Annotated in this window: 19 protein-coding genes and 1 other RNA gene; 16 read left to right on the top strand and 4 right to left on the bottom strand. The window is 60.4% G+C overall.

The window, feature by feature from the left end:
• Positions 1-6 precede the first annotated feature (6 nt).
• Positions 7-624, top strand: coding sequence for a glutathione S-transferase N-terminal domain-containing protein (locus CKW19_RS05420; protein WP_007939828.1), 618 nt, complete (start codon positions 7-9; stop codon positions 622-624).
• Between the two features lie 16 nt (positions 625-640).
• Positions 641-1,054, top strand: a complete 414-nt coding sequence (locus tag CKW19_RS05425) for a ClpXP protease specificity-enhancing factor (RefSeq protein ID WP_095056958.1) — start codon at positions 641-643, stop codon at positions 1,052-1,054.
• 118 nt (positions 1,055-1,172) lie between these two features.
• Here CKW19_RS05425 and CKW19_RS05430 read toward each other — a convergent pair whose 3' ends face one another.
• The 4 genes from CKW19_RS05430 to CKW19_RS05445 form a co-directional block, all read right to left on the bottom strand.
• A complete protein-coding gene (locus tag CKW19_RS05430) occupies positions 1,173-1,751 on the bottom strand; it encodes a BON domain-containing protein (protein WP_095056959.1) in 579 nt (192 codons plus the stop codon).
• On the bottom strand, positions 1,748-2,341 hold the full coding sequence (locus CKW19_RS05435) for a phosphoheptose isomerase (RefSeq protein ID WP_007904374.1): 594 nt from the start codon (positions 2,339-2,341) through the stop codon (positions 1,748-1,750). The genes CKW19_RS05430 and CKW19_RS05435 overlap by 4 nt, the downstream gene beginning before the upstream one ends.
• 104 nt (positions 2,342-2,445) lie before the next feature.
• Positions 2,446-2,808 carry a YraN family protein gene (locus tag CKW19_RS05440; protein ID WP_095056960.1) on the bottom strand — a complete coding sequence of 121 codons (363 nt, stop codon included), beginning with the start codon at positions 2,806-2,808 and terminating at the stop codon, positions 2,446-2,448.
• Positions 2,808-4,619 carry a penicillin-binding protein activator gene (locus CKW19_RS05445; RefSeq protein ID WP_095056961.1) on the bottom strand — a complete coding sequence of 604 codons (1,812 nt, stop codon included), beginning with the start codon at positions 4,617-4,619 and terminating at the stop codon, positions 2,808-2,810. The genes CKW19_RS05440 and CKW19_RS05445 overlap by 1 nt, the downstream gene beginning before the upstream one ends.
• 155 nt (positions 4,620-4,774) lie before the next feature.
• On the opposite strand from CKW19_RS05445, the gene rsmI reads away from it, so the two are divergent.
• From rsmI to CKW19_RS05515, 14 genes are all read left to right on the top strand, one after another.
• The gene (gene rsmI / locus CKW19_RS05450) at positions 4,775-5,680 is read left to right on the top strand and encodes a 16S rRNA (cytidine(1402)-2'-O)-methyltransferase (protein ID WP_177408775.1); all 906 of its coding nucleotides are present in this window, start codon (positions 4,775-4,777) and stop codon (positions 5,678-5,680) included.
• A gap of 75 nt (positions 5,681-5,755) precedes the next feature.
• Positions 5,756-6,109: RNase P RNA component class A (rnpB, locus tag CKW19_RS05455), an RNA gene on the top strand.
• Between the two features lie 355 nt (positions 6,110-6,464).
• Positions 6,465-6,920, top strand: coding sequence for a division/cell wall cluster transcriptional repressor MraZ (gene mraZ / locus CKW19_RS05460; RefSeq protein WP_007917012.1), 456 nt, complete (start codon positions 6,465-6,467; stop codon positions 6,918-6,920).
• Entirely contained in the window at positions 6,917-7,864 is a 948-nt protein-coding gene (rsmH, locus tag CKW19_RS05465) for a 16S rRNA (cytosine(1402)-N(4))-methyltransferase RsmH (protein ID WP_371856322.1), read from the top strand. The genes mraZ and rsmH overlap by 4 nt, the downstream gene beginning before the upstream one ends.
• Positions 7,861-8,154, top strand: coding sequence for a cell division protein FtsL (gene ftsL / locus CKW19_RS05470; RefSeq protein WP_095056963.1), 294 nt, complete (start codon positions 7,861-7,863; stop codon positions 8,152-8,154). Before rsmH ends, ftsL begins: the two co-directional genes overlap by 4 nt.
• A complete protein-coding gene (locus CKW19_RS05475; RefSeq protein WP_177408779.1) occupies positions 8,154-9,893 on the top strand; it encodes a penicillin-binding protein 2 in 1,740 nt (579 codons plus the stop codon). The genes ftsL and CKW19_RS05475 overlap by 1 nt, the downstream gene beginning before the upstream one ends.
• Positions 9,893-11,356: a UDP-N-acetylmuramoyl-L-alanyl-D-glutamate--2,6-diaminopimelate ligase gene (locus CKW19_RS05480; protein WP_095056965.1), complete on the top strand. Its 1,464-nt coding sequence runs from the start codon at positions 9,893-9,895 to the stop codon at positions 11,354-11,356. Before CKW19_RS05475 ends, CKW19_RS05480 begins: the two co-directional genes overlap by 1 nt.
• Entirely contained in the window at positions 11,349-12,716 is a 1,368-nt protein-coding gene (gene murF / locus CKW19_RS05485) for a UDP-N-acetylmuramoyl-tripeptide--D-alanyl-D-alanine ligase (protein WP_095056966.1), read from the top strand. Before CKW19_RS05480 ends, murF begins: the two co-directional genes overlap by 8 nt.
• The gene (gene mraY / locus CKW19_RS05490; RefSeq protein WP_090286123.1) at positions 12,716-13,798 is read left to right on the top strand and encodes a phospho-N-acetylmuramoyl-pentapeptide-transferase; all 1,083 of its coding nucleotides are present in this window, start codon (positions 12,716-12,718) and stop codon (positions 13,796-13,798) included. Before murF ends, mraY begins: the two co-directional genes overlap by 1 nt.
• Positions 13,799-13,804: 6 nt before the next feature.
• On the top strand, positions 13,805-15,151 hold the full coding sequence (gene murD / locus CKW19_RS05495) for a UDP-N-acetylmuramoyl-L-alanine--D-glutamate ligase (RefSeq protein ID WP_095056967.1): 1,347 nt from the start codon (positions 13,805-13,807) through the stop codon (positions 15,149-15,151).
• Entirely contained in the window at positions 15,148-16,365 is a 1,218-nt protein-coding gene (ftsW, locus tag CKW19_RS05500) for a putative lipid II flippase FtsW (RefSeq protein WP_095056968.1), read from the top strand. Before murD ends, ftsW begins: the two co-directional genes overlap by 4 nt.
• Positions 16,355-17,425: an undecaprenyldiphospho-muramoylpentapeptide beta-N-acetylglucosaminyltransferase gene (gene murG / locus CKW19_RS05505; RefSeq protein WP_095056969.1), complete on the top strand. Its 1,071-nt coding sequence runs from the start codon at positions 16,355-16,357 to the stop codon at positions 17,423-17,425. Before ftsW ends, murG begins: the two co-directional genes overlap by 11 nt.
• Positions 17,418-18,878 (top strand): UDP-N-acetylmuramate--L-alanine ligase, encoded by a 1,461-nt coding sequence (gene murC, locus CKW19_RS05510; RefSeq protein ID WP_095056970.1) that lies wholly within the window; start codon positions 17,418-17,420, stop codon positions 18,876-18,878. The genes murG and murC overlap by 8 nt, the downstream gene beginning before the upstream one ends.
• Positions 18,875-19,831, top strand: coding sequence for a D-alanine--D-alanine ligase (locus tag CKW19_RS05515; RefSeq protein WP_095056971.1), 957 nt, complete (start codon positions 18,875-18,877; stop codon positions 19,829-19,831). Before murC ends, CKW19_RS05515 begins: the two co-directional genes overlap by 4 nt.
• The last annotated feature ends 4 nt before the right edge of the window (positions 19,832-19,835 follow it).

Here is a 19,835-nt window from a genome sequence, read left to right on the forward strand (position 1 = left end):
ACCGCCATGGGCGTGACCAATCGGTTGGCCTGTTACTCCGACCCCGCCGACCACTATTCCCACCGAGTGCGCATCGTACTGGCAGAGAAGGGTGTCAGCGCAGAGATCATTTATGTGGAGGCCGGCCGCCAACCACCTAAACTGATCGAAGTGAACCCCTACGGCAGCTTGCCCACCCTGGTCGATCGTGACCTGGCGTTGTGGGAATCGACCGTGGTGATGGAATATCTGGATGAGCGTTACCCGCACCCGCCGCTTCTGCCGGTTTATCCTGTGGCGCGTGCCAATAGCCGTCTGCTGATTCATCGCATTCAGCGTGACTGGTGTGGTCTGGTGGATCTGATTCTGGATTCGCGGACCAAGGAAGCGGCCCGTGTCGTGGCTCGTAAAGAGTTGCGCGAAAGCCTGACGGGCGTGTCGCCGTTGTTCGCCGACAAACCGTTTTTCCTCAGTGAGGAACAAAGTCTGGTGGATTGCTGCCTATTGCCCATACTCTGGCGTTTGCCGATTCTGGGTATTGAACTGCCGCGGCCGGCCAAGCCGCTGCTTGATTACATGGAGCGCCAGTTTGCGCGTGAGGCTTTCCAGGCGAGTCTGTCTGGTGTCGAACGCGACATGCGCTAAGGCTTAAGGAGCCGCTATGAACTCCAGTCGACCTTATCTGGTCCGTGCGCTCTACGAGTGGATTGTGGATAACGATTGCACCCCGCACATGCTGGTCAATTCCGAGTACCCGTCGGTGCAGGTGCCGCAGGGTTTTGCCAGTGACGGGCAGATCGTCCTGAACGTATCGCCACAAGCTGTGCGCCATTTGCATATGGACAACGAGGCCGTGAGCTTCGAAGGTCGTTTCGGTGGCGTGCCGCACACCTTGTTTGTGCCTATAGCTTCGATCCTGGGCATTTATGCTCGGGAGAATGGCCAGGGTATGGTGTTCGATCTGGAATCGCCTATGGGGGAGGACGACGACATTGAGCCGGATGACGACATTCCACCTCCTGACAGCGAGCCGCCGCGTCCCAGCGGTCGTCCTAGTTTGAAGGTGGTGAAGTAATAAAAAAGGCGATCCGAATGGATCGCCTTTTTTATTGCTTGTAGGAGCTGCCGAAGGCTGCGATTTTTTTCAGGATCAAAAGATCGCAGCCTGTGGCAGCTCCTATATAGCGTGCGGGTCAGTCGATGTATTCGAACAGCTTCACGATCTTCTGCACGCCGGAAACGCCTTGAACCAGATTGGTTGCCTGTGTGGCCTCCTGTTTGGTCAGCAGGCCCAGCAGGTAGACAATGCCGTTTTCAGTCACGACCTTGATGCGTGATCCGGGGATGTTCGGATCGGTGAGCATCTGCGCTTTGATCTTGGTGGTCAGCCAGGTGTCATTCTGGCGTGCCAGCAGTGAAGAGGGCGCCAGTACTTGTAGTTCGTTGTGAACCTTCTTTACGCGCTGAACCGCTGCTGCAGCCTGTTCGGCCTTGGCCTTGAGGTCTTCTCGCGGCGTTTGCCCGGCGAGCAGTACGACGCCGTTAAAGCTGGTGACAACGATGTGCGAGTCTTTATCCAGGGCTGGATCAACCTTGGCAATGTTTACGCCGACCTTGGTGTCGATCAGGGAATCGTCGATCTTGCTGCCCAGTGTGCGAGTGCCACGGTCATCTTCAATCGGCGCTTCACGGCTGGCTGTCACCACCGAGGTGCAGCCGCTGATGCCGAGGCACAGGGTCAAGGCCAGTAGGCCAAGGCGATTAGGGGTCATTCTTCACTCCCGAACAATTGGCTGTCGATCAAGTCGCATAGGCAGTGGATCGCCAGCAGGTGGACTTCCTGGATACGAGCGGTGACGTTGGCCGGTACGCGAATCTCTACGTCCTCGGGCAACAGCAGTGACGCCATGCCGCCACCGTCACGACCCGTCAAAGCTACGACAATCATTTCGCGATCATGTGCGGCCTGGATCGCTTGAATTATGTTTGCCGAGTTGCCGCTGGTGGAAATCGCCAGCAATACGTCACCCGGTTGGCCGAGTGCGCGGATCTGCTTGGAGAAGATTTCGTTGTAGCTGTAGTCGTTGGCGATCGAAGTGATTGTCGAGCTGTCGGTCGTCAGGGCGATGGCTGGCAGGCTCGGGCGCTCACGCTCAAAGCGATTGAGCAGCTCGGACGAGAAATGCTGGGCATCGCCGGCAGAGCCGCCGTTGCCGCAGGAAAGCATTTTGCCTTCGTTGAGCAGGGCATTGACCATGACCTGGCTGGCTTGCTCGATGTGCGGTGCAAGTACGTCCATCGCCTGTTGCTTGGTGTCGATACTGGCCTGGAAAAGCTGGCGAATTCGGGATTGCATGTCCATCTGTGTGACCTTAATTAGCGCGGCTGTTCGGCACGTGAATGTGCAGCCCGCAAAGCAAAGAGCAAAAGTGTCGGGTGAAGGTGTCCGGTCTGGAGTGCATGCGATCAGCCATCGAAGGCGTTCTGCAGCCAGTTCAACTGATCGAGGTTGCTGTCTATGGCAACCACGTCAAAGCGGCAGGGGGAATTGGCCCAGCGCGACTCGCGCTGAAGAAAATACTGTGCGGCGAAGATCAGTTTCTGCTGTTTGCGCCCATCGATACTGTCGAGCGCGCCACCCCATTGAGTGTTTTTTCTGTAGCGGACCTCAACGAATACTACTGTATCGCCATCTAGCATGACCAGATCAAGCTCGCCGCGTTTACACAACCAGTTCTGCGCCAACAGGCGCAGACCTTGTTGTTGAAGATGCTCGAGCGCATGGCGCTCGGCATCTTTTCCGCTTTGCTGGCGTGATCTGTCGGGCATCAGCGAGGGGTGTCCGGCAGGCGTTGAACCTGACCGTTGACGAACTCGGCCCATGGCAGCTGGCGTACGACACGCTGGCTCTGTGTCATGCCCAGGCTACCCGACTGGCCTTCGATGCGGCTGTCCGGCAGGGCCTTCAGTTGACCCAGGCGTGGCGCCAGGCGATAGGCATCAACGCCCATGGCGTAGAGGCGGCCGAGGCTGCCACCCGCTTGCGGCCATTGAGCCGTGACCTGGCGGCGCAGTGGATCATTGGCATCGAGCAACCATGGGGTCTCGCAGAAGCGGATGCCGTTCATGTCGTTGTACTGGTTCACATCGCCGCTGGCGCTGAAGACGTGGGAGGTGGCGTAAACCGGAACGTCACCTGCGTACTGGAAGTTCAGGGTCGGCTTGATCTGTTGAGCCTGTTGCGGCGTGGCCGCCAGGAAGATGAACTCGATGTCCTGACGGCGCGACGGCTGGGCGGCAACCTGCGATCCAACGGTACTTTGCAGGCTCTTGGCGCGGCCTTCGCTCTGGCGTAGCTGGAACATGTCGGCGATCTGTTGGGCCAATTGCACGGGCTGGTCGACGCGCTCGATGGCGACGATGCTGCCGCCATTGGCTTGCCAGTCCTGGCTGAATGCCTTCAATACGCGATCGCCCCACTCACCTTTCGGCACCATGATGGCGGCGCGATGCAGGCCGTCGGCGCGTGCGCGGCGCGACACTTCGCGGGCTTCATCTTCAGCGGCAAGACCAAACTGGAACAACTGCGCCGGACCTTGATCGCCCTCGCTGTAATTCAGCGCCAGGGTAGTGATCGGCAATTGCGGGCGGGTGCTGAGTTGTTTGACCAGCGGCTTCTCCAGTGGGCCAACGATCAGTTGCACGCCATCGGCCTGGGCCTTGCGGTAGAGCTCGTCCATGGAGGTCAGGTGCGAGCTGTCATAAAACTCGATGGCTGGCGGCTTCTGTCCGGCCTGTTGAGCCTGGTAGTGAGCGGCCATGAAGCCGTCACGCAAGGCCTTGCCGACCGAAGCCAGCGGGCCGTCCTGTGGCAGCAACAGGGCGATTTTGCTCAGAGGCTGGCTGGCCAGTTCCTTGAGCTTGGTCAGGGCGACTGGCAACTGAACAGCGGCCGGGTGTTTCGGGTTCTGGGCGCGCCAGTTGTCGATAGCGGCTTGCTGTTGTTCCAGAGTGCCGGCGGTTTTCACGGCCAGGGCCAGGGCCATCCAGCCACCGAGGTCGTCGGTGCTGTTGGGCTGCAACTGGTCGGTTGGCAGCGAAGCGATCAACGTCCAGATGGCTTCATGGTTTTTTGCGGCCGCTTCATCGCTCAGCATCGGAGCGATAGCAATGCGTTCCCGTGCGGCGGCGAGGGTCTGTCCATCGGCTTCAAGCGCGCGGGCACGAACGGTGCCGGTGCGCACTTGTTGCTCCTCCGGCAGTTCGCCCAGGCGTTGCAGGCTCGGATGGCTCAAGGCCGTCAGCGCGGCTTTCGGCTGGTTGCGGGTCATGGCCAGTTCGGCTGCCAGTGTGTTGGCGAAAACCTGTGGGCCGGGTTTGAGCGATTCGACGGGAACCTGTTGCAGGATTTGCGCGGACTGGCCGGCATTGCCCTGGCGATAAGCCAGGTCCGCTGCGCTCAGCCGCAACAGGGCAGCGTCTTCAGGCGATTTACTTTGGGCGGCCTTCTCAAGCAGTTGCTCGATACTGGCGTCCGGGGTCCGTGGAAGTTCGCCAAGGCTGGAGGAGGGCGAGCTGGCGCAAGCCGCCAGCAAGGCAGCGAGGCAGAGGGCAGATAACAGCCGCAGGCAAGCGATCATGTAAGTGTTCCTGATACTCGATCAAATTAGCGTGGAATTGTACCCAAGCACTGGCCGGGGCGCGATGTTACTGGCGTGAATCAATCAATTTAGCTGCTGTAAATGTAGCGGCAGTGCACAAACGGTCGCAAAAGCCATGGTCGCTACGCGCTACAATGGCGACTTTTACCGATCATGAGGTGTGCGCTTTGACTGCTCCAGGTGCTTTGAATTCCGCTGCTGGCTCGCTTTACGTGGTGGCGACGCCCATCGGCAACCTGGATGACATCAGTGCGCGGGCGCTGAAAATCCTGCGCGAGGTGGCATTGATTGCCGCCGAAGACACCCGTCACTCTCAGCGCCTGATGCAACATTTCGGTATCTCGACGCCGCTGGCGGCCTGTCATGAGCATAACGAACGAGAAGAAGGTAGTCGCTTTATTACCCGTCTGCTCGCCGGCGATAATGTGGCATTGATTTCCGATGCCGGGACGCCGCTGATTTCCGACCCCGGCTACCACTTGGTACGCCAGGCGCGTGCGGCGGGCATCAATGTAGTGCCGGTGCCGGGGGCCTGCGCCTTGATTGCCGCGTTGTCGGCGGCGGGGCTGCCATCCGATCGCTTCATCTTCGAGGGTTTCCTGCCGGCCAAGGCGGTGGGTCGACGGGCGCGACTGGAGCTCGTCAAGGAAGAGCCGCGCACGCTGATCTTCTATGAAGCGCCACATCGCATTCTCGAGTGCTTGCAGGACATGGAGCTGGTATTCGGTGCTGAGCGCCCGGCATTGCTGGGGCGTGAACTGACCAAGACCTTCGAAACCCTCAAGGGCTTGCCGTTGGGCGAGTTGCGTGAGTTCGTCGAGTCGGACAGCAATCAGCAGCGGGGTGAATGTGTGGTGTTGGTGGCGGGCTGGACGGCGCCCGAGTCGGAAGACTCGGTGAGCAGTGAAGCGATGCGCATCCTCAATCTGTTGCTCGAAGAAATGCCGCTCAAGCGCGCGGCGGCTTTGGCGGCGCAAATTACCGGCGAGCGCAAGAATGTTCTGTATCAAGTCGCGCTGGATAAGCAGAAGGGTGAGTAAAACCCGACGCACAGGCGTGGTTAAAGGTGTTTAGCGCTTGTTCTTCGGGCGCTCTGCCGTTAACCTTCGCGGCGGAGAGTCGATCGGACAGTCGCTGCCCTCTATGAAAATTAGGGGGGGGAGGAAAGTCCGGGCTCCATAGGGCGAAGTGCCAGGTAATGCCTGGGAGGCGTGAGCCTACGGAAAGTGCCACAGAAAATAACCGCCTAAGCGCTTCGGCGCCGGTAAGGGTGAAAAGGTGCGGTAAGAGCGCACCGCACGACTGGCAACAGTTCGTGGCTAGGTAAACCCCACTTGGAGCAAGACCAAATAGGGTCCCAAGGCGTGGCCCGCGCTGGGACCGGGTAGGTTGCTAAAGATGTCCAGTGATGGCCATCGTAGACGAATGACTGTTCAAGACAGAACCCGGCTTACAGATCGACTCTCCACCTTTTTTCTCCCTCTGCTTAAATCAATGAGCAGAGTGTCGGTGATGGCAATTCCCCTCCTTTCACAATCGTCCGCAGATCCTCATTCGTAATACCAAAAAAATCTTACTCTTAATAAATTACTTTAACTTCCGAACGCAGCCTTCTGTGCTGATTCAAGTTATTGGGCCGATTCACCTGCCAGATTTTCGTTACCCCTCCTTTTATGCTCCTAAATCTCAGTTCTGTAAGGCTTTTCCTTTGATCCGCGCCTTGACGGTGTGGTGGGCGCATTCCTATAGTGTGCGCAAGTGGCGGAAAGTGGCATAAAGTGGGTTTTTTAAACTCAAAACGCTAGAATTTGGAGAAACGCTGACGTGTTTCGTGGAGCCAACGCTATCAGTCTCGATGCAAAGGGCCGACTCGCTATGCCGAGCCGGTACCGTGACGAGCTCGATTCGCGTAGTTCCGGTCAGTTGATTGTCACGATTGATGCCGTTGATCCATGTTTGTGTGTTTACCCACTCGACGAGTGGGAAATTATTGAAACCAAACTGCGCGCACTGCCTTCGCTTCGCGAAGAGAACCGCCGCCTGCAACGCTTACTGATTGGTAATGCCGTCGACCTCGAGCTCGATGGCAGTGGTCGTTTTCTGGTTCCGCCGCGTCTTCGTGAATATGCCAAGTTGGATAAGCGCGCGATGTTGGTAGGCCAACTGAACAAGTTCCAATTGTGGGACGAGGATGCCTGGAATGCGGTTTCTGCTGCTGACCTGGCTGCTATTCAACAACCGGGCGCTATGCCTGATGAACTGCGTGATTTGATCCTGTGACTATTGATAGCGGCTTTAACCACATCACCGTACTGCTTGACGAAGCCGTCGAGGCTCTCGCCGTACGCCCTGATGGCTGCTATCTGGATGGCACGTTCGGGCGCGGCGGGCACAGTCGGTTGATCCTCAGCCAGCTCGGCGCCGAGGGTCGGTTGCTCGGATTCGATAAAGATCCTCAAGCGATTGCCACCGGGCAGACGCTAGCGGCCGAAGACGGCCGCTTTGTCGTTGTACAGCGCAGTTTTGCCGAGCTCGGTGCCGAAGTCGCTGCGCGTGGGTTGCATGGCAAGGTCAGCGGTATTCTGCTCGACCTCGGCGTGTCTTCCCCGCAACTCGACGATCCTGAACGCGGCTTCAGTTTCCTGAATGACGGCCCGCTGGACATGCGCATGGACCCGTCCCGCGGGATCAGCGCCGCCGAATTCGTCAACACCGCACCGGCGGAAGAAATTGCCCGGGTGTTCAAGGAGTACGGCGAAGAGCGTTTCTCCGGTCGCATGGCTCGAGCCGTGGCCGAGCGTCGCGACATCAAACCGTTCGAGCGCACCGCTGATCTGGCGGAAGTCCTGAAAGTCGCCAACCCGGCATGGGAAAAAGGCAAGAATCCGGCCACCCGCGCCTTCCAGGGTTTGCGTATTCACGTCAACAACGAACTGGGTGATCTGGAAACCGGCCTCGAAGCCGCGCTGGATTGCCTGGAAGTGGGCGGGCGCCTGGTGGTCATCAGCTTCCACTCGCTGGAAGACCGCATCGTCAAACTGTTCATGCGCAAACTGGTGAAAGGCGAAGCCGACAACCTGCCGCGCAACCTGCCGGTTCGACACGTAGCGTTCGAACCCAAAATCAAAGTCCATGGCAAAGCGCAGACGGCCTCCGACGCCGAACTCAAAGCCAACCCACGTTCCCGTAGCGCTGTCATGCGTGTGGCGGAGAAGCTGCGGTGAGTAAGCTTTTCGCCAAGCCACTGCCCGGCGGAAGCTTTTTCATGCTGCTGCTGTTTATCGGCGTGCTCGTGTCGGCCATCGGCGTGTCTTACAGCGCTCACTGGAATCGCCAGTTGCTGAACTCGCTGTACGGCGAGTTGAGCGTGCGTGACAAGGCGCAGGCCGAATGGGGCCGGTTGATTCTTGAACAGAGCACCTGGACGGCCCACAGTCGTATCGAAGTGCTGGCCACCGAACAACTGAAAATGCGCATTCCTGGCGCCGCCGAAGTGCAGATGGTGGCGCCATGATGAAACTCGAAGGCGCGCTCTTCCCGTGGCGGTTCCGTCTGGTACTGGGCTTGCTCGGCGTCATGGTGGCGGCGATTGCTTGGCGCATTATCGATTTGCAAGTGGTCGACCGTGCCTTCCTTAAAGGTCAGGGCGATGCGCGAAGTGTTCGTCATATTCCCATTCCGGCTCACCGTGGTCTGATCACCGACCGTAACGGCGAGCCTTTGGCCGTGAGTACACCGGTCACCACCCTGTGGGCCAATGCCAAGGAAATGCAGACGGCCAAAGAGAAGTGGCCGGCACTGGCATCTGCCTTGGGGCAGGACCCGAAAGCCCTGGCCGAACGTCTTGAAGCCCAGGCCAACAAAGAATTCATTTATCTGGTGCGCGGGCTGACGCCTGAGCAGGGTCAGGCTGTGCTTGATCTGAAAGTGCCGGGCGTTTATGGCATCGAAGAGTTCCGCCGTTTCTACCCGGCCGGTGAAGTCACCGCCCATATGGTCGGATTCACCGACATTGACGATCACGGTCGTGAAGGGGTCGAACTGGCCTATGAAGAATGGCTGGCCGGGGTCCCCGGCAAACGTCAGGTCATCAAGGACCGGCGCGGCCGGTTGATCAAGGATGTCCAGGTCACCAAAAACGCCAAGGCCGGTAAGCCCTTGGCGTTGTCCATTGACCTGCGTCTGCAATACCTGGCCAACCGCGAACTGCGCAACGCGATCATCGAGAACGGTGCCAAGGCCGGCAGCCTGGTGATCATGGACGTCAAGACCGGCGAGATCCTCGCCATGGTCAACCAGCCGACTTACAACCCCAACAACCGCCGCAACCTGCAACCGGCGATGATGCGCAACCGCGCGATGATCGACGTGTTCGAGCCGGGTTCGACCATGAAGGCGATCTCCATGAGCGCCGCGATCGAAAGCGGGCGCTGGAAGCCGACCGATACGGTTGAAGTTTATCCGGGCACTTTGCAGTTGGGTAAATACACCATTCGCGACGTATCGAAGACCGAAGGTCCGGTGCTCGACCTGACCGGCATTCTGATCAACTCCAGTAACGTCGGCATGAGTAAGATCGCCTTCGACATTGGCGGCGAAACCATTTACCGCCTGGCGCAGAAAGTCGGCCTCGGCCAGGACACCGGCCTGGGCTTCCCGGGTGAGCGCGTCGGCAACCTGCCGAACTACCGTGAGTGGCGCAAGGCCGAGACCGCCACGCTGTCTTATGGCTACGGTATTTCCGTGACAGCGATCCAGTTGGTCCATGCCTTCTCGGCCTTGGCCAACAACGGCCGTCTCGCACCACTGACACTGATCAAGACCGACAAAGCCCCGCAAACCACTCAGGTACTGCCGGAACACGTCGCGAAAACCATGCAGACCATGCTGCAACAAGTGATCGAAGCACCGCGTGGTGTATTCCGTGCGCAAGTGCCGGCCTATCACGTGGGCGGCAAGTCCGGTACGGCGCGTAAAACGTCGGTCGGCACCAAAGGCTACGCCGAAAATTCCTATCGCTCGCTGTTCGCCGGTTTCGGCCCGATGAGCGATCCGCGTTACGCCATCGTGGTGGTGATCGATGAACCGACCAAGGCCGGTTACTACGGTGGCCTGGTATCGGCGCCGGTGTTCAGCCGTGTGATGTCCGGCACCCTGCGCCTGATGAACGTCACGCCGGACAACCTGCCACCGACTCAACAAGCGAACGCAACGCCGGTCGTTCCACCGAAAGCCAATGGAGGGCGCGGCTGATGTCTTTAAGTCTGAACAAGATTTTCCCCCACGCAGGTCACGATCTGTTGATCCGTGAATTGGCGCTGGACAGCCGCAACGTACGCGCAGGGGACCTGTTCCTCGCGGTGCCGGGCGGCAAATTCGATGGTCGTGCACACATCGCCGATGCGCTTGCGCGCGGTGCGGCTGCGGTGGCTTATGAAGTGGAAGGCGCCACGGTGCTGCCGATCACTGAGGTGCCGCTGATTCCGGTCAAAGGTCTGGCGGCTCAGCTGTCGGACATCGCCGGGCGATTCTATGGTGAGCCAAGCCATCACCTGAACATGGTTGGCGTGACCGGCACCAACGGCAAGACCAGCGTCACTAACTTGGTCGCCCAGGCGCTGGACCTGCTCGGCCAGCACTGCGGCCTCGTCGGCACGTTGGGCTCCGGTTTTTACGGTGCCCTGGAAAGCGGTCTGCACACCACGCCGAATCCGATTGCCGTGCAAGCGACCCTGGCTGACCTGAAAAAGGCCGGCGCCAAAGCCGTCGCCATGGAAGTCTCCTCCCATGGTCTGGACCAGGGGCGCGTGACTGCCCTGGCGTTCGACGTGGCCGTGATGACTAACCTGTCTCGCGATCACCTGGATTACCACGGCACCATGCAGGCCTACGGCGAAGCCAAGGCCAAGCTGTTTACCTGGAACGATTTGAAATGCCGGGTGGTTAACCTGGATGACGAATTCGGTCGGCAACTCGCCGCTGACAAGCGTGAGTCGCGGTTGATCACCTATAGCCTCGAAGACTCCAGCGCCTACCTCTATTGCCGGACAGCGCAGTTTGACGACGAAGGCGTGCGTGCCACGCTGGTCACGCCTCAAGGTGAGCATCTGTTGCGCAGCGCCTTGCTGGGTCGCTTCAACCTGAGCAATGTGCTCGCGGCGGTGGGCGCGTTACTCGGCCTGGATTACGCGCTGGACGAAATTCTCAAGGTGTTGCCGAAACTCGAAGGCCCGGCCGGGCGCATGCAGCGCCTGGGCGGCGGTTCGCAGCCGTTGGTGGTGGTGGATTACGCCCACACGCCGGATGCGCTGGAGAAGGTGTTGCTGGCACTGCGCCCTCATGCCAAGGGCCGGTTGCTGTGCCTGTTCGGCTGTGGCGGCGACCGCGATCGCGGCAAGCGTCCGCTGATGGCCGAAGTGGTCGAGCGTCTGGCCGATGGCGTACTCGTCACCGATGACAATCCGCGTACTGAAGACCCGGCAGTGATTTTCGACGACATCCGTGCCGGTTTCACCGCTGTGGATAAGGTGACGTTCGTGGCTGGTCGTGGCCAGGCAATTGCGCAGTTGATCGCTGGCGCTTCGGCGGATGACGTGATCGTGCTGGCCGGCAAAGGTCATGAGGACTATCAGGAAATCAATGGCGAGCGTCACGCTTTCTCCGATCTGGTCGAGGCCGATCATGCCCTGACCGCGTGGGAGGTGGCCCATGCTTAAGGCCCTGAAATTGAGCGAACTGACCGGCGCACTGAATGCTCGCCTGGTCGGTAGCGATGCCAGCTTCGACGGCGTCAGCATCGACAGCCGTGCGATCAAGCCGGGTCAGCTGTTCATCGCGCTGACCGGCCCTCGCTTCGACGGTCATGACTATCTGAATGATGTCGCGGCCAAAGGCGCCGTGGCGGCATTGGTTGAGCGCGAAGTCGCCGACAGCACGCTGCCACAATTGCTGGTCGGGGACACCCGTGAGGCTTTGGGGCATCTCGGTGCGTTGAACCGCGCCGCGTTCACCCAGCCCGTCGCCGCCGTGACCGGTTCCAGCGGCAAGACCACGGTCAAGGAAATGCTGGCCAGCATCCTGCGTACGCGCGGTGCGGTACTGGCGACCCGTGGCAACCTGAACAACGACCTCGGCGTTCCGCTGACCCTGCTCGAGCTGGCGTCGGAGCACACCGCTGCCGTGATCGAACTGGGCGCTTCGCGCCTGGGCGAAATTGCCTACACCGTCGGCATGACCAAGCCGCACGTGGCCATTCTCAACAACGCCGGCACTGCCCATGTTGGCGAGTTCGGCGGTCCGGAAAAAATCGTCGAAGCCAAGGGCGAGATTATTGAAGGGCTGGATGCCGATGGCGTCGCCGTTCTCAATCTCGACGACAAGGCGTTTGGTATCTGGAAGGCGCGCGCCGGTGATCGCAAAGTGCTGACATTCGCGTTGAGCAATGTCAGCGCCGATTTCTACGCCAGTGATCTGGCCACGGATGCTCGCGGTTGCCCGTCATTCAACCTGCACAGCCCAGAAGGTGTGGAGCGTGTTCAACTGAACCTGCTCGGCACCCATAACGTCGCCAACGCCATGGCCGCCGCCGCCGCTGCCCATGCGTTGGGTGTATCGCTGTTCGGCATCGCCACCGGCCTTGGCGCGGTGCAACCGGTCAAGGGGCGAACCGTCGCGCAACTGGCCACCAATGGCATGCGCGTGATCGATGACACTTACAACGCGAACCCCACCTCGATGTGCGCCGCCGTTGATATACTCGCCGGCTTTTCCGGCCGCACCGTTCTGGTGCTCGGGGATATCGGCGAGTTGGGCGACTGGGCGGAGCAGGGGCACCGCGACGTGGGCGAGTACGCCCGTGGCAAGGTTTCTGCGCTGTACGCGGTCGGACCAATGATGGTTCACGCCGTCAACGCTTTCGGTCCACAGGCTTTTCACTTCAGCACTCAGGCTGAACTGATCAAGGCCCTGGGCGCCGAGCAAGATACAAACACCACCATTTTGATCAAGGGCTCGCGCAGCGCCGCGATGGAAAACATCGTTGCCGCTTTGTGCGGGACCAGCCTGGAGAAACATTAATGCTGCTGCTGCTAGCGGAGTATCTGCAACAGTTCTACAAAGGCTTCGCGGTCTTTCAGTACCTGACCCTGCGCGGGATTCTCGGTGTACTGACCGCGCTGGTTTTGTCGCTGTGCTATGGCCCGTGGATGATCCGCACTTTGCAGAACCGTCAGATCGGCCAGTCCGTTCGTAACGATGGCCCGCAATCGCACCTGTCGAAGTCGGGCACCCCGACCATGGGTGGCGCGCTGATCCTGTCGTCCATCGGTGTCAGCACCCTGCTGTGGGCAGACCTGAGCAACCGCTACGTCTGGGTTGTGTTGCTGGTGACCTTGCTGTTCGGCGCCATCGGCTGGGTCGATGACTATCGCAAGGTGATCGAGAAGAATTCCCGCGGCCTTCCGAGCCGCTGGAAGTATTTCTGGCAATCGGTGTTCGGCCTGGGCGCTGCGATCTTCCTTTATATGACCGCCTCCACGCCGGTTGAAACCACCCTGATCCTGCCGATGCTCAAGGACTACAGCATTCCGTTGGGTGCCGGTTTTATCGTCCTGACCTATTTCGTGATTGTCGGCTCGAGCAACGCGGTCAACCTGACCGACGGCCTCGACGGTCTGGCGATCATGCCGACCGTGATGGTCGGCGGTGGCCTGGGTATTTTCTGCTACCTGTCGGGTAACGTGAAATTCGCCGAATACCTGTTGATTCCTTATGTGCCGGGCGCGGGCGAGCTGATCGTGTTCTGCGGCGCACTGATTGGTGCGGGCCTGGGTTTCCTCTGGTTCAACACCTACCCGGCGCAAGTCTTCATGGGTGACGTTGGCGCACTGGCGCTGGGCGCGGCCCTGGGCACCATCGCCGTGATCGTCCGTCAGGAAATCGTCCTGTTCATCATGGGCGGCGTGTTCGTGATGGAGACCCTGTCAGTCGTCATTCAGGTTGCCTCCTTTAAGCTGACCGGTCGCCGTGTGTTCCGCATGGCACCGATTCACCACCACTTTGAACTCAAGGGCTGGCCTGAGCCGCGTGTGATCGTCCGTTTCTGGATCATCACCGTGATTCTCGTGCTGGTTGGCCTTGCCACCCTGAAGCTGAGGTAGAAACTCGTGTCTCTGATCGCTTCTGACCACTTCCGCATCGTTGTCGGCCTCGGCAAGAGCGGCATGTCCCTGGTTCGCTTCCTGGCGAACCGGGGCGTGGCGTTTGCCGTGGCCGATACGCGGGAAAATCCACCGGAACTGGCCACGCTCAAGCGTGACTACCCGCATGTGGAAGTGCGTTGTGGCGAGCTGGACGTCGAATTCCTGTGCCGTGCCGACGAGCTCTACGTGAGCCCCGGTCTGGCGCTGGCGACCCCGGCCCTGCAGGCTGCCGCTGCCCGTGGCGTGAAATTGTCCGGTGACATCGAGCTGTTCGCGCGTCACGCGAAGGCGCCGATCGTGGCCATCAGCGGTTCCAATGCGAAAAGCACCGTGACCACCCTGGTCGGCGAGATGGCGGCTGCGGCCGGCAAGCGTGTCGCCGTGGGTGGCAACCTCGGTACGCCGGCGCTGGACTTGCTCAGCGACGACATCGAGTTGTACGTGATGGAACTGTCGAGTTTCCAACTGGAAACCACCGATCAGCTCAACGCCGAAGTGGCGACCGTGCTCAACGTCAGCGAAGACCACATGGACCGCTACAGCGGTCTGCCGGCCTATCACCTGGCCAAGCACCGGATCTTCCGTGGCGCCAAACAGTTCGTGGTCAACCGTCAGGATGCGCTGAGCCGTCCGCTGATGGGCGAGGGCCAGCCGTGCTGGACCTTCGGCTTGAGCAAACCCGACTTCAAGGCTTTCGGCATTCGCGAAGAAGATGGCGAGAAGTACCTGGCCTTCGAATTCCAGAACCTGATGCCGGTGCGCGAATTGAAGATTCGCGGTGCCCATAACCAGTCCAATGCGTTGGCAGCCCTGGCCCTGGGTCATGCGGTCGGCCTGCCGTTCGATGCCATGTTATCGAGCCTGCGCACGTTCGCCGGCCTTGAGCATCGCTGCCAGTGGGTCCGTGACCTCGATGGCGTGAGTTATTACAACGATTCCAAAGCCACCAACGTTGGCGCCGCACTGGCAGCCATCGAAGGCCTGGGCGCGGACATCGACGGCAAGCTCGTGCTGATCGCCGGTGGCGATGGCAAGGGTGCCGAGTTCAAGGACCTGCGAGATCCGGTGGCGGCCAACTGCCGAGCCGTAATCCTGATGGGCCGCGACTCTGACAAGATCGGCGAGGCCATTGGCGATGGCGTACCGCTGATCCGTGTCGGTTCGCTGGCGGAAGCTGTCGAGCAATGCCGCGCCGTTGCCCTGCCGGGCGATGCCGTGCTGCTGTCGCCGGCCTGCGCCAGTTTTGACATGTTCAAAAATTACGAAGACCGTGGTCACCAGTTCGTCCGTGCAGTGGAGGATCTGGCATGAGCCTGAAAAACATCATCAAGCCGTATCCATCGCCGCTCATCACCGGACGTGGCATCGACCTCGATTTTCCGATGCTGGCCGGTTGCCTGACGTTACTCGGCCTGGGTCTGATCATGATCGCTTCGGCCTCCACCGAAGTGGGCGCGGTGCAATCAGGCAGTGCCCTGTATTACATGATGCGTCACCTTATTTATGTGGTGCTGGGCCTGGGTGCCTGCATTGTCACCATGATGATTCCGCTCGCCACCTGGCAACGCCTGGGTTGGCTGATGCTGCTGGGCGCGTTCGGTCTGCTGGTGATGGTGATCATTCCGGGGATCGGCCGTGAAGTGAACGGTTCGATGCGCTGGATCGGTTTCAGCTTCTTCAACGTTCAGCCATCCGAGATCGCCAAGGTGTTTGTGGTGATCTACCTCGCGGGCTATCTGGTGCGTCGCCAGAAAGAGGTGCGTGAAAGCTGGATGGGCTTCTTCAAGCCGTTCATCGTACTGCTGCCGATGGCAGGTCTGCTGCTGATGGAACCGGACTTTGGTGCCACCGTCGTGATGATGGGGGCGGCGGCGGCGATGCTGTTCCTTGGCGGCGTCGGGCTGTTCCGTTTCTCCCTGATGGTGGTGCTGGCCGTCGGCGCGGTGGTGGCGTTGATTCAAATGCAGCCGTATCGAATGGCGCGTCTGACCAACTTTGCCGACCCGTGGGCTGACCAGTTCGGCGCGGGCTATCAGTTGTCACAAGCACTGATCGCGTTTGGTCGCGGTGAGTGGCTGGGCGTGGGCCTGGGTAACAGCGTGCAGAAACAGTTCTACTTGCCGGAAGCCCACACCGACTTCGTGTTCTCGGTCCTGGCCGAAGAGCTGGGCGCCGTAGGTTCGCTGTGCACTGTCGCGTTGTTCGTGTTTGTCTGTATTCGTGGCATGTACATCGGCTTGTGGGCCGAGAAGGCCAAACAGTTCTTCGCGGCCTATGTGGCCTACGGTTTGTCGTTCCTGTGGATTGGTCAGTTCCTGATCAACATCGGTGTGAACGTCGGCCTGCTTCCGACTAAAGGCCTGACGCTGCCGTTCCTCAGTTATGGCGGTAGTTCGTTGGTGATCTGCTGTGCCTGTCTCGGCTTGTTGCTGCGCATTGAGTGGGAGAGTCGAACCCACCTGGGCAGTGAAGAGATGGAGTTCCATGAGAGCGACTTCGCCGAGGAGCCGAACCATGGGCGCTAACGTCTTGATCATGGCGGGCGGCACCGGTGGCCACGTGTTCCCGGCGCTGGCCTGTGCCCGCGAGTTCCAGGCGCGCGGTTACACCGTGCATTGGCTGGGCACACCGCGCGGCATTGAAAACGACCTGGTCCCGGCGGCCGGTATCGAGCTGCATCGGATCAACGCCAGTGGCTTGCGTGGCAAGGGCAAGTTGTCCCTGCTCAAGGCACCGTTCATGTTGATGAAGTCGGTCTGGCAGGCGCGGGCGATCATTCGCCAGCTGAAGCCGGCCTGCGTGGTGGGTTTTGGCGGTTATGTGACCGGACCTGGAGGCGTTGCGGCCAAATTGACCGGCGTACCGGTGATCGTTCACGAGCAGAACGCCGTGGCCGGTACCGCCAATCGGTTGCTGGTGCCGTTGGCCGCTCGAGTCTGTGAAGCGTTCCCCGACACCTTTACCCTGTCGAACAGCCGTCGAACCACCGGTAACCCGGTGCGCACCGAGCTGTTCCTCGAAACACCGCGACCTGCCCTGGCCGGTCGCAAGGCGCGTTTGCTGATCCTGGGCGGAAGCCTTGGCGCAGAGCCGTTGAACAAGTTGCTGCCTGAAGCCCTGTCGCAAGTCGCCGTCGACTTGCGCCCGGACGTGTTCCATCAGGCCGGCAAAAACCACGATGAAGTGACCGCAGAGCGCTATCGCGCGGCTGGCGTCGAGGCGCAGGTGCAGCCCTTCATCAAAGACATGGCCCACGCCTATGGCTGGGCCGACCTGGTGGTCTGTCGCGCAGGCGCGCTGACCATCAGTGAACTGGCTGCTGCCGGTCTGCCCTCGATGCTGGTGCCTTTGCCCCATGCGATCGACGATCACCAGACCCGCAACGCCGATTATTTGGCCCGTGAAGGCGCAGCCTTCCTGATGCCGCAAAGAACGACTGGCGCAGCGGATCTTGCCGCTCGCCTGACAGAGGTCTTGATGCAACCACAACGACTCAACGATATGGCGACCGCGGCCCGCCGCCTGGCCAAACCCGATGCCACGCGCAACGTGGTCGATACCTGCCTGGAGGTGGCCCATGGTTGAGAATCAGAAAGCCATGCCGCAACCGGAAATGCGCCGCATCCGTCGCATCCACTTCGTCGGTATCGGCGGTGTGGGCATGTGCGGGATTGCTGAAGTGTTGTTGAACCTGGGCTATGAAGTGTCCGGTTCCGACTTGAAGGCTTCGCCGGTGACCGAGCGTCTGGAATCGTTCGGCGCACAAATCTTCATCGGCCACCGTGCCGAGAACGCTGCCTCCGCCGATGTGCTAGTGGTGTCGAGCGCCGTGAACACGTCCAACCCGGAAGTCGCCACCGCGCTGGAGCGCCGTATTCCGGTGGTGCCGCGTGCAGAAATGCTGGCTGAGCTGATGCGCTATCGCCACGGCATCGCCGTCGCCGGTACCCATGGCAAAACCACCACCACCAGCCTGATCGCTTCGGTGTTCGCTGCCGGTGGTCTGGACCCGACGTTCGTCATCGGTGGCCGTCTGAATGCCGCGGGCACCAATGCCCAGCTTGGCACCAGCCGCTACCTGATCGCCGAAGCCGACGAAAGCGATGCCAGCTTCCTGCACTTGCAGCCGCTGGTGGCTGTGGTCACCAACATCGACGCCGATCACATGGCGACCTACGGCGGCGACTTCAACAAACTGAAGAAAACCTTCGTCGAGTTCCTCCACAACCTGCCGTTCTACGGTCTGGCCGTGATGTGCCTGGACGATCCGGTGGTGCGTGAAATCCTGCCGCAGGTCAAGCGTCCGACCGTGACCTATGGCTTCGGCGACGACTGCGACGTGCGTGCGATCAATGTGCGCCAGCAAGGCATGCAAACCTTTTTCACCGTGCTGCGTCCGGACCGCGAACCGCTGGATGTTTCGGTGAACATGCCGGGCAACCACAACGTGCTCAATGCACTGGCAACCATCTGCATCGCCACGGATGAGGGTGTCAGCGATGAAGCCATTGTCCAGGGCCTGTCCGGGTTCCAGGGCGTCGGCCGACGCTTCCAGGTCTACGGCGAACTGCCGGTGGATGGCGGTAGCGTGATGCTGGTCGACGACTACGGTCACCACCCGACCGAGGTCGCCGCCGTGATCAAGGCCGTGCGCGGTGGCTGGCCGGAGCGCCGCCTGGTGATGATTTACCAGCCGCACCGCTACAGCCGCACCCGCGACCTGTACGACGATTTCGTCAATGTGCTGGCCGATGCCAACGTGCTGCTGTTGATGGAAGTCTACCCGGCGGGTGAAGAACCGATTCCGGGTGCCGACAGCCGCAAGCTGTGCAACAGCATCCGCCAGCGCGGCCAGCTCGACCCGATCTACATCGAACGCGGTGTCGACCTCGCGCCTGTGGTCAAGCCGTTGCTGCGTGCCGGTGACATCCTGCTGTGCCAGGGCGCCGGTGATATCGGCGGTCTTGCACCGAAATTGTTGAAAAGTGAGCTGTTTGCCGGTGCCGTTGCCGCACCGGTTGAGGGGAAGTTGAAATGACTGTTGCCTACGCCAATCTCGTCTCCACCGTTGCGCCGAAAGACTTCGGCCGTGTCGCCGTGCTGTTCGGTGGCAAGAGTGCCGAGCGCGAAGTGTCCCTGAAGTCCGGCAACGCTGTGCTCGACGCGCTGCAAAGCGCCGGTGTGGACGCGTTCGGCCTCGACGTGGGCGATGACCTGCTGCAGCGTCTGCTGAGCGAAAAAATCGACCGTGCTTTCATCATCCTCCACGGTCGTGGCGGTGAAGACGGCAGCATGCAGGGCCTGCTCGAATGCCTGGGCATTCCGTACACCGGCAGCGGCATCCTCGCTTCGGCACTGGCCATGGACAAGCTGCGCACCAAGCAGGTCTGGCACAGCCTGGGCATTCCGACGCCACGTCACGCGGTACTGACCAGCGAAGCCGATTGTATTTCGGCGGCGACGGAACTGGGCTTCCCTTTGATCGTCAAACCGGCCCATGAAGGTTCAAGTATCGGGATGGCCAAAGTGAGTTCCGCGTCCGAGTTGATCGACGCATGGAAAGCGGCCAGTACCTACGATTCGCAAGTGTTGGTCGAGCAATGGATTCAAGGTCCGGAGTTCACCATCGCCACCCTGCGTGACCAGGTGTTGCCTCCAATTGCCCTGGGCACGACGCACAGTTTCTACGACTACGACGCCAAGTACATCGCCAACGATACCCAGTACCGCATTCCGTGCGGGCTGGACAGCGCCAAGGAAAAGGAACTCATGGACCTCACGGCGAAAGCCTGCGAGGCGCTGGGTATCGCCGGTTGGGGCAGGGCAGACGTGATGCAGGACGCCGACGGGCAGTTCTGGTTCCTGGAAGTCAACACCGCACCGGGCATGACCGATCACAGCCTGGTGCCGATGGCGGCCCGTGCTGCCGGTCTGGATTTTCAGCAATTGGTTCTGGCCATTCTGGCAGCCAGTGTTGAGGTAAGAGGTTAAGACC

Origin of the sequence: Pseudomonas sp. Irchel s3f7, from assembly GCF_900187615.1 — a bacterium.
Taxonomy (GTDB): domain Bacteria; phylum Pseudomonadota; class Gammaproteobacteria; order Pseudomonadales; family Pseudomonadaceae; genus Aquipseudomonas.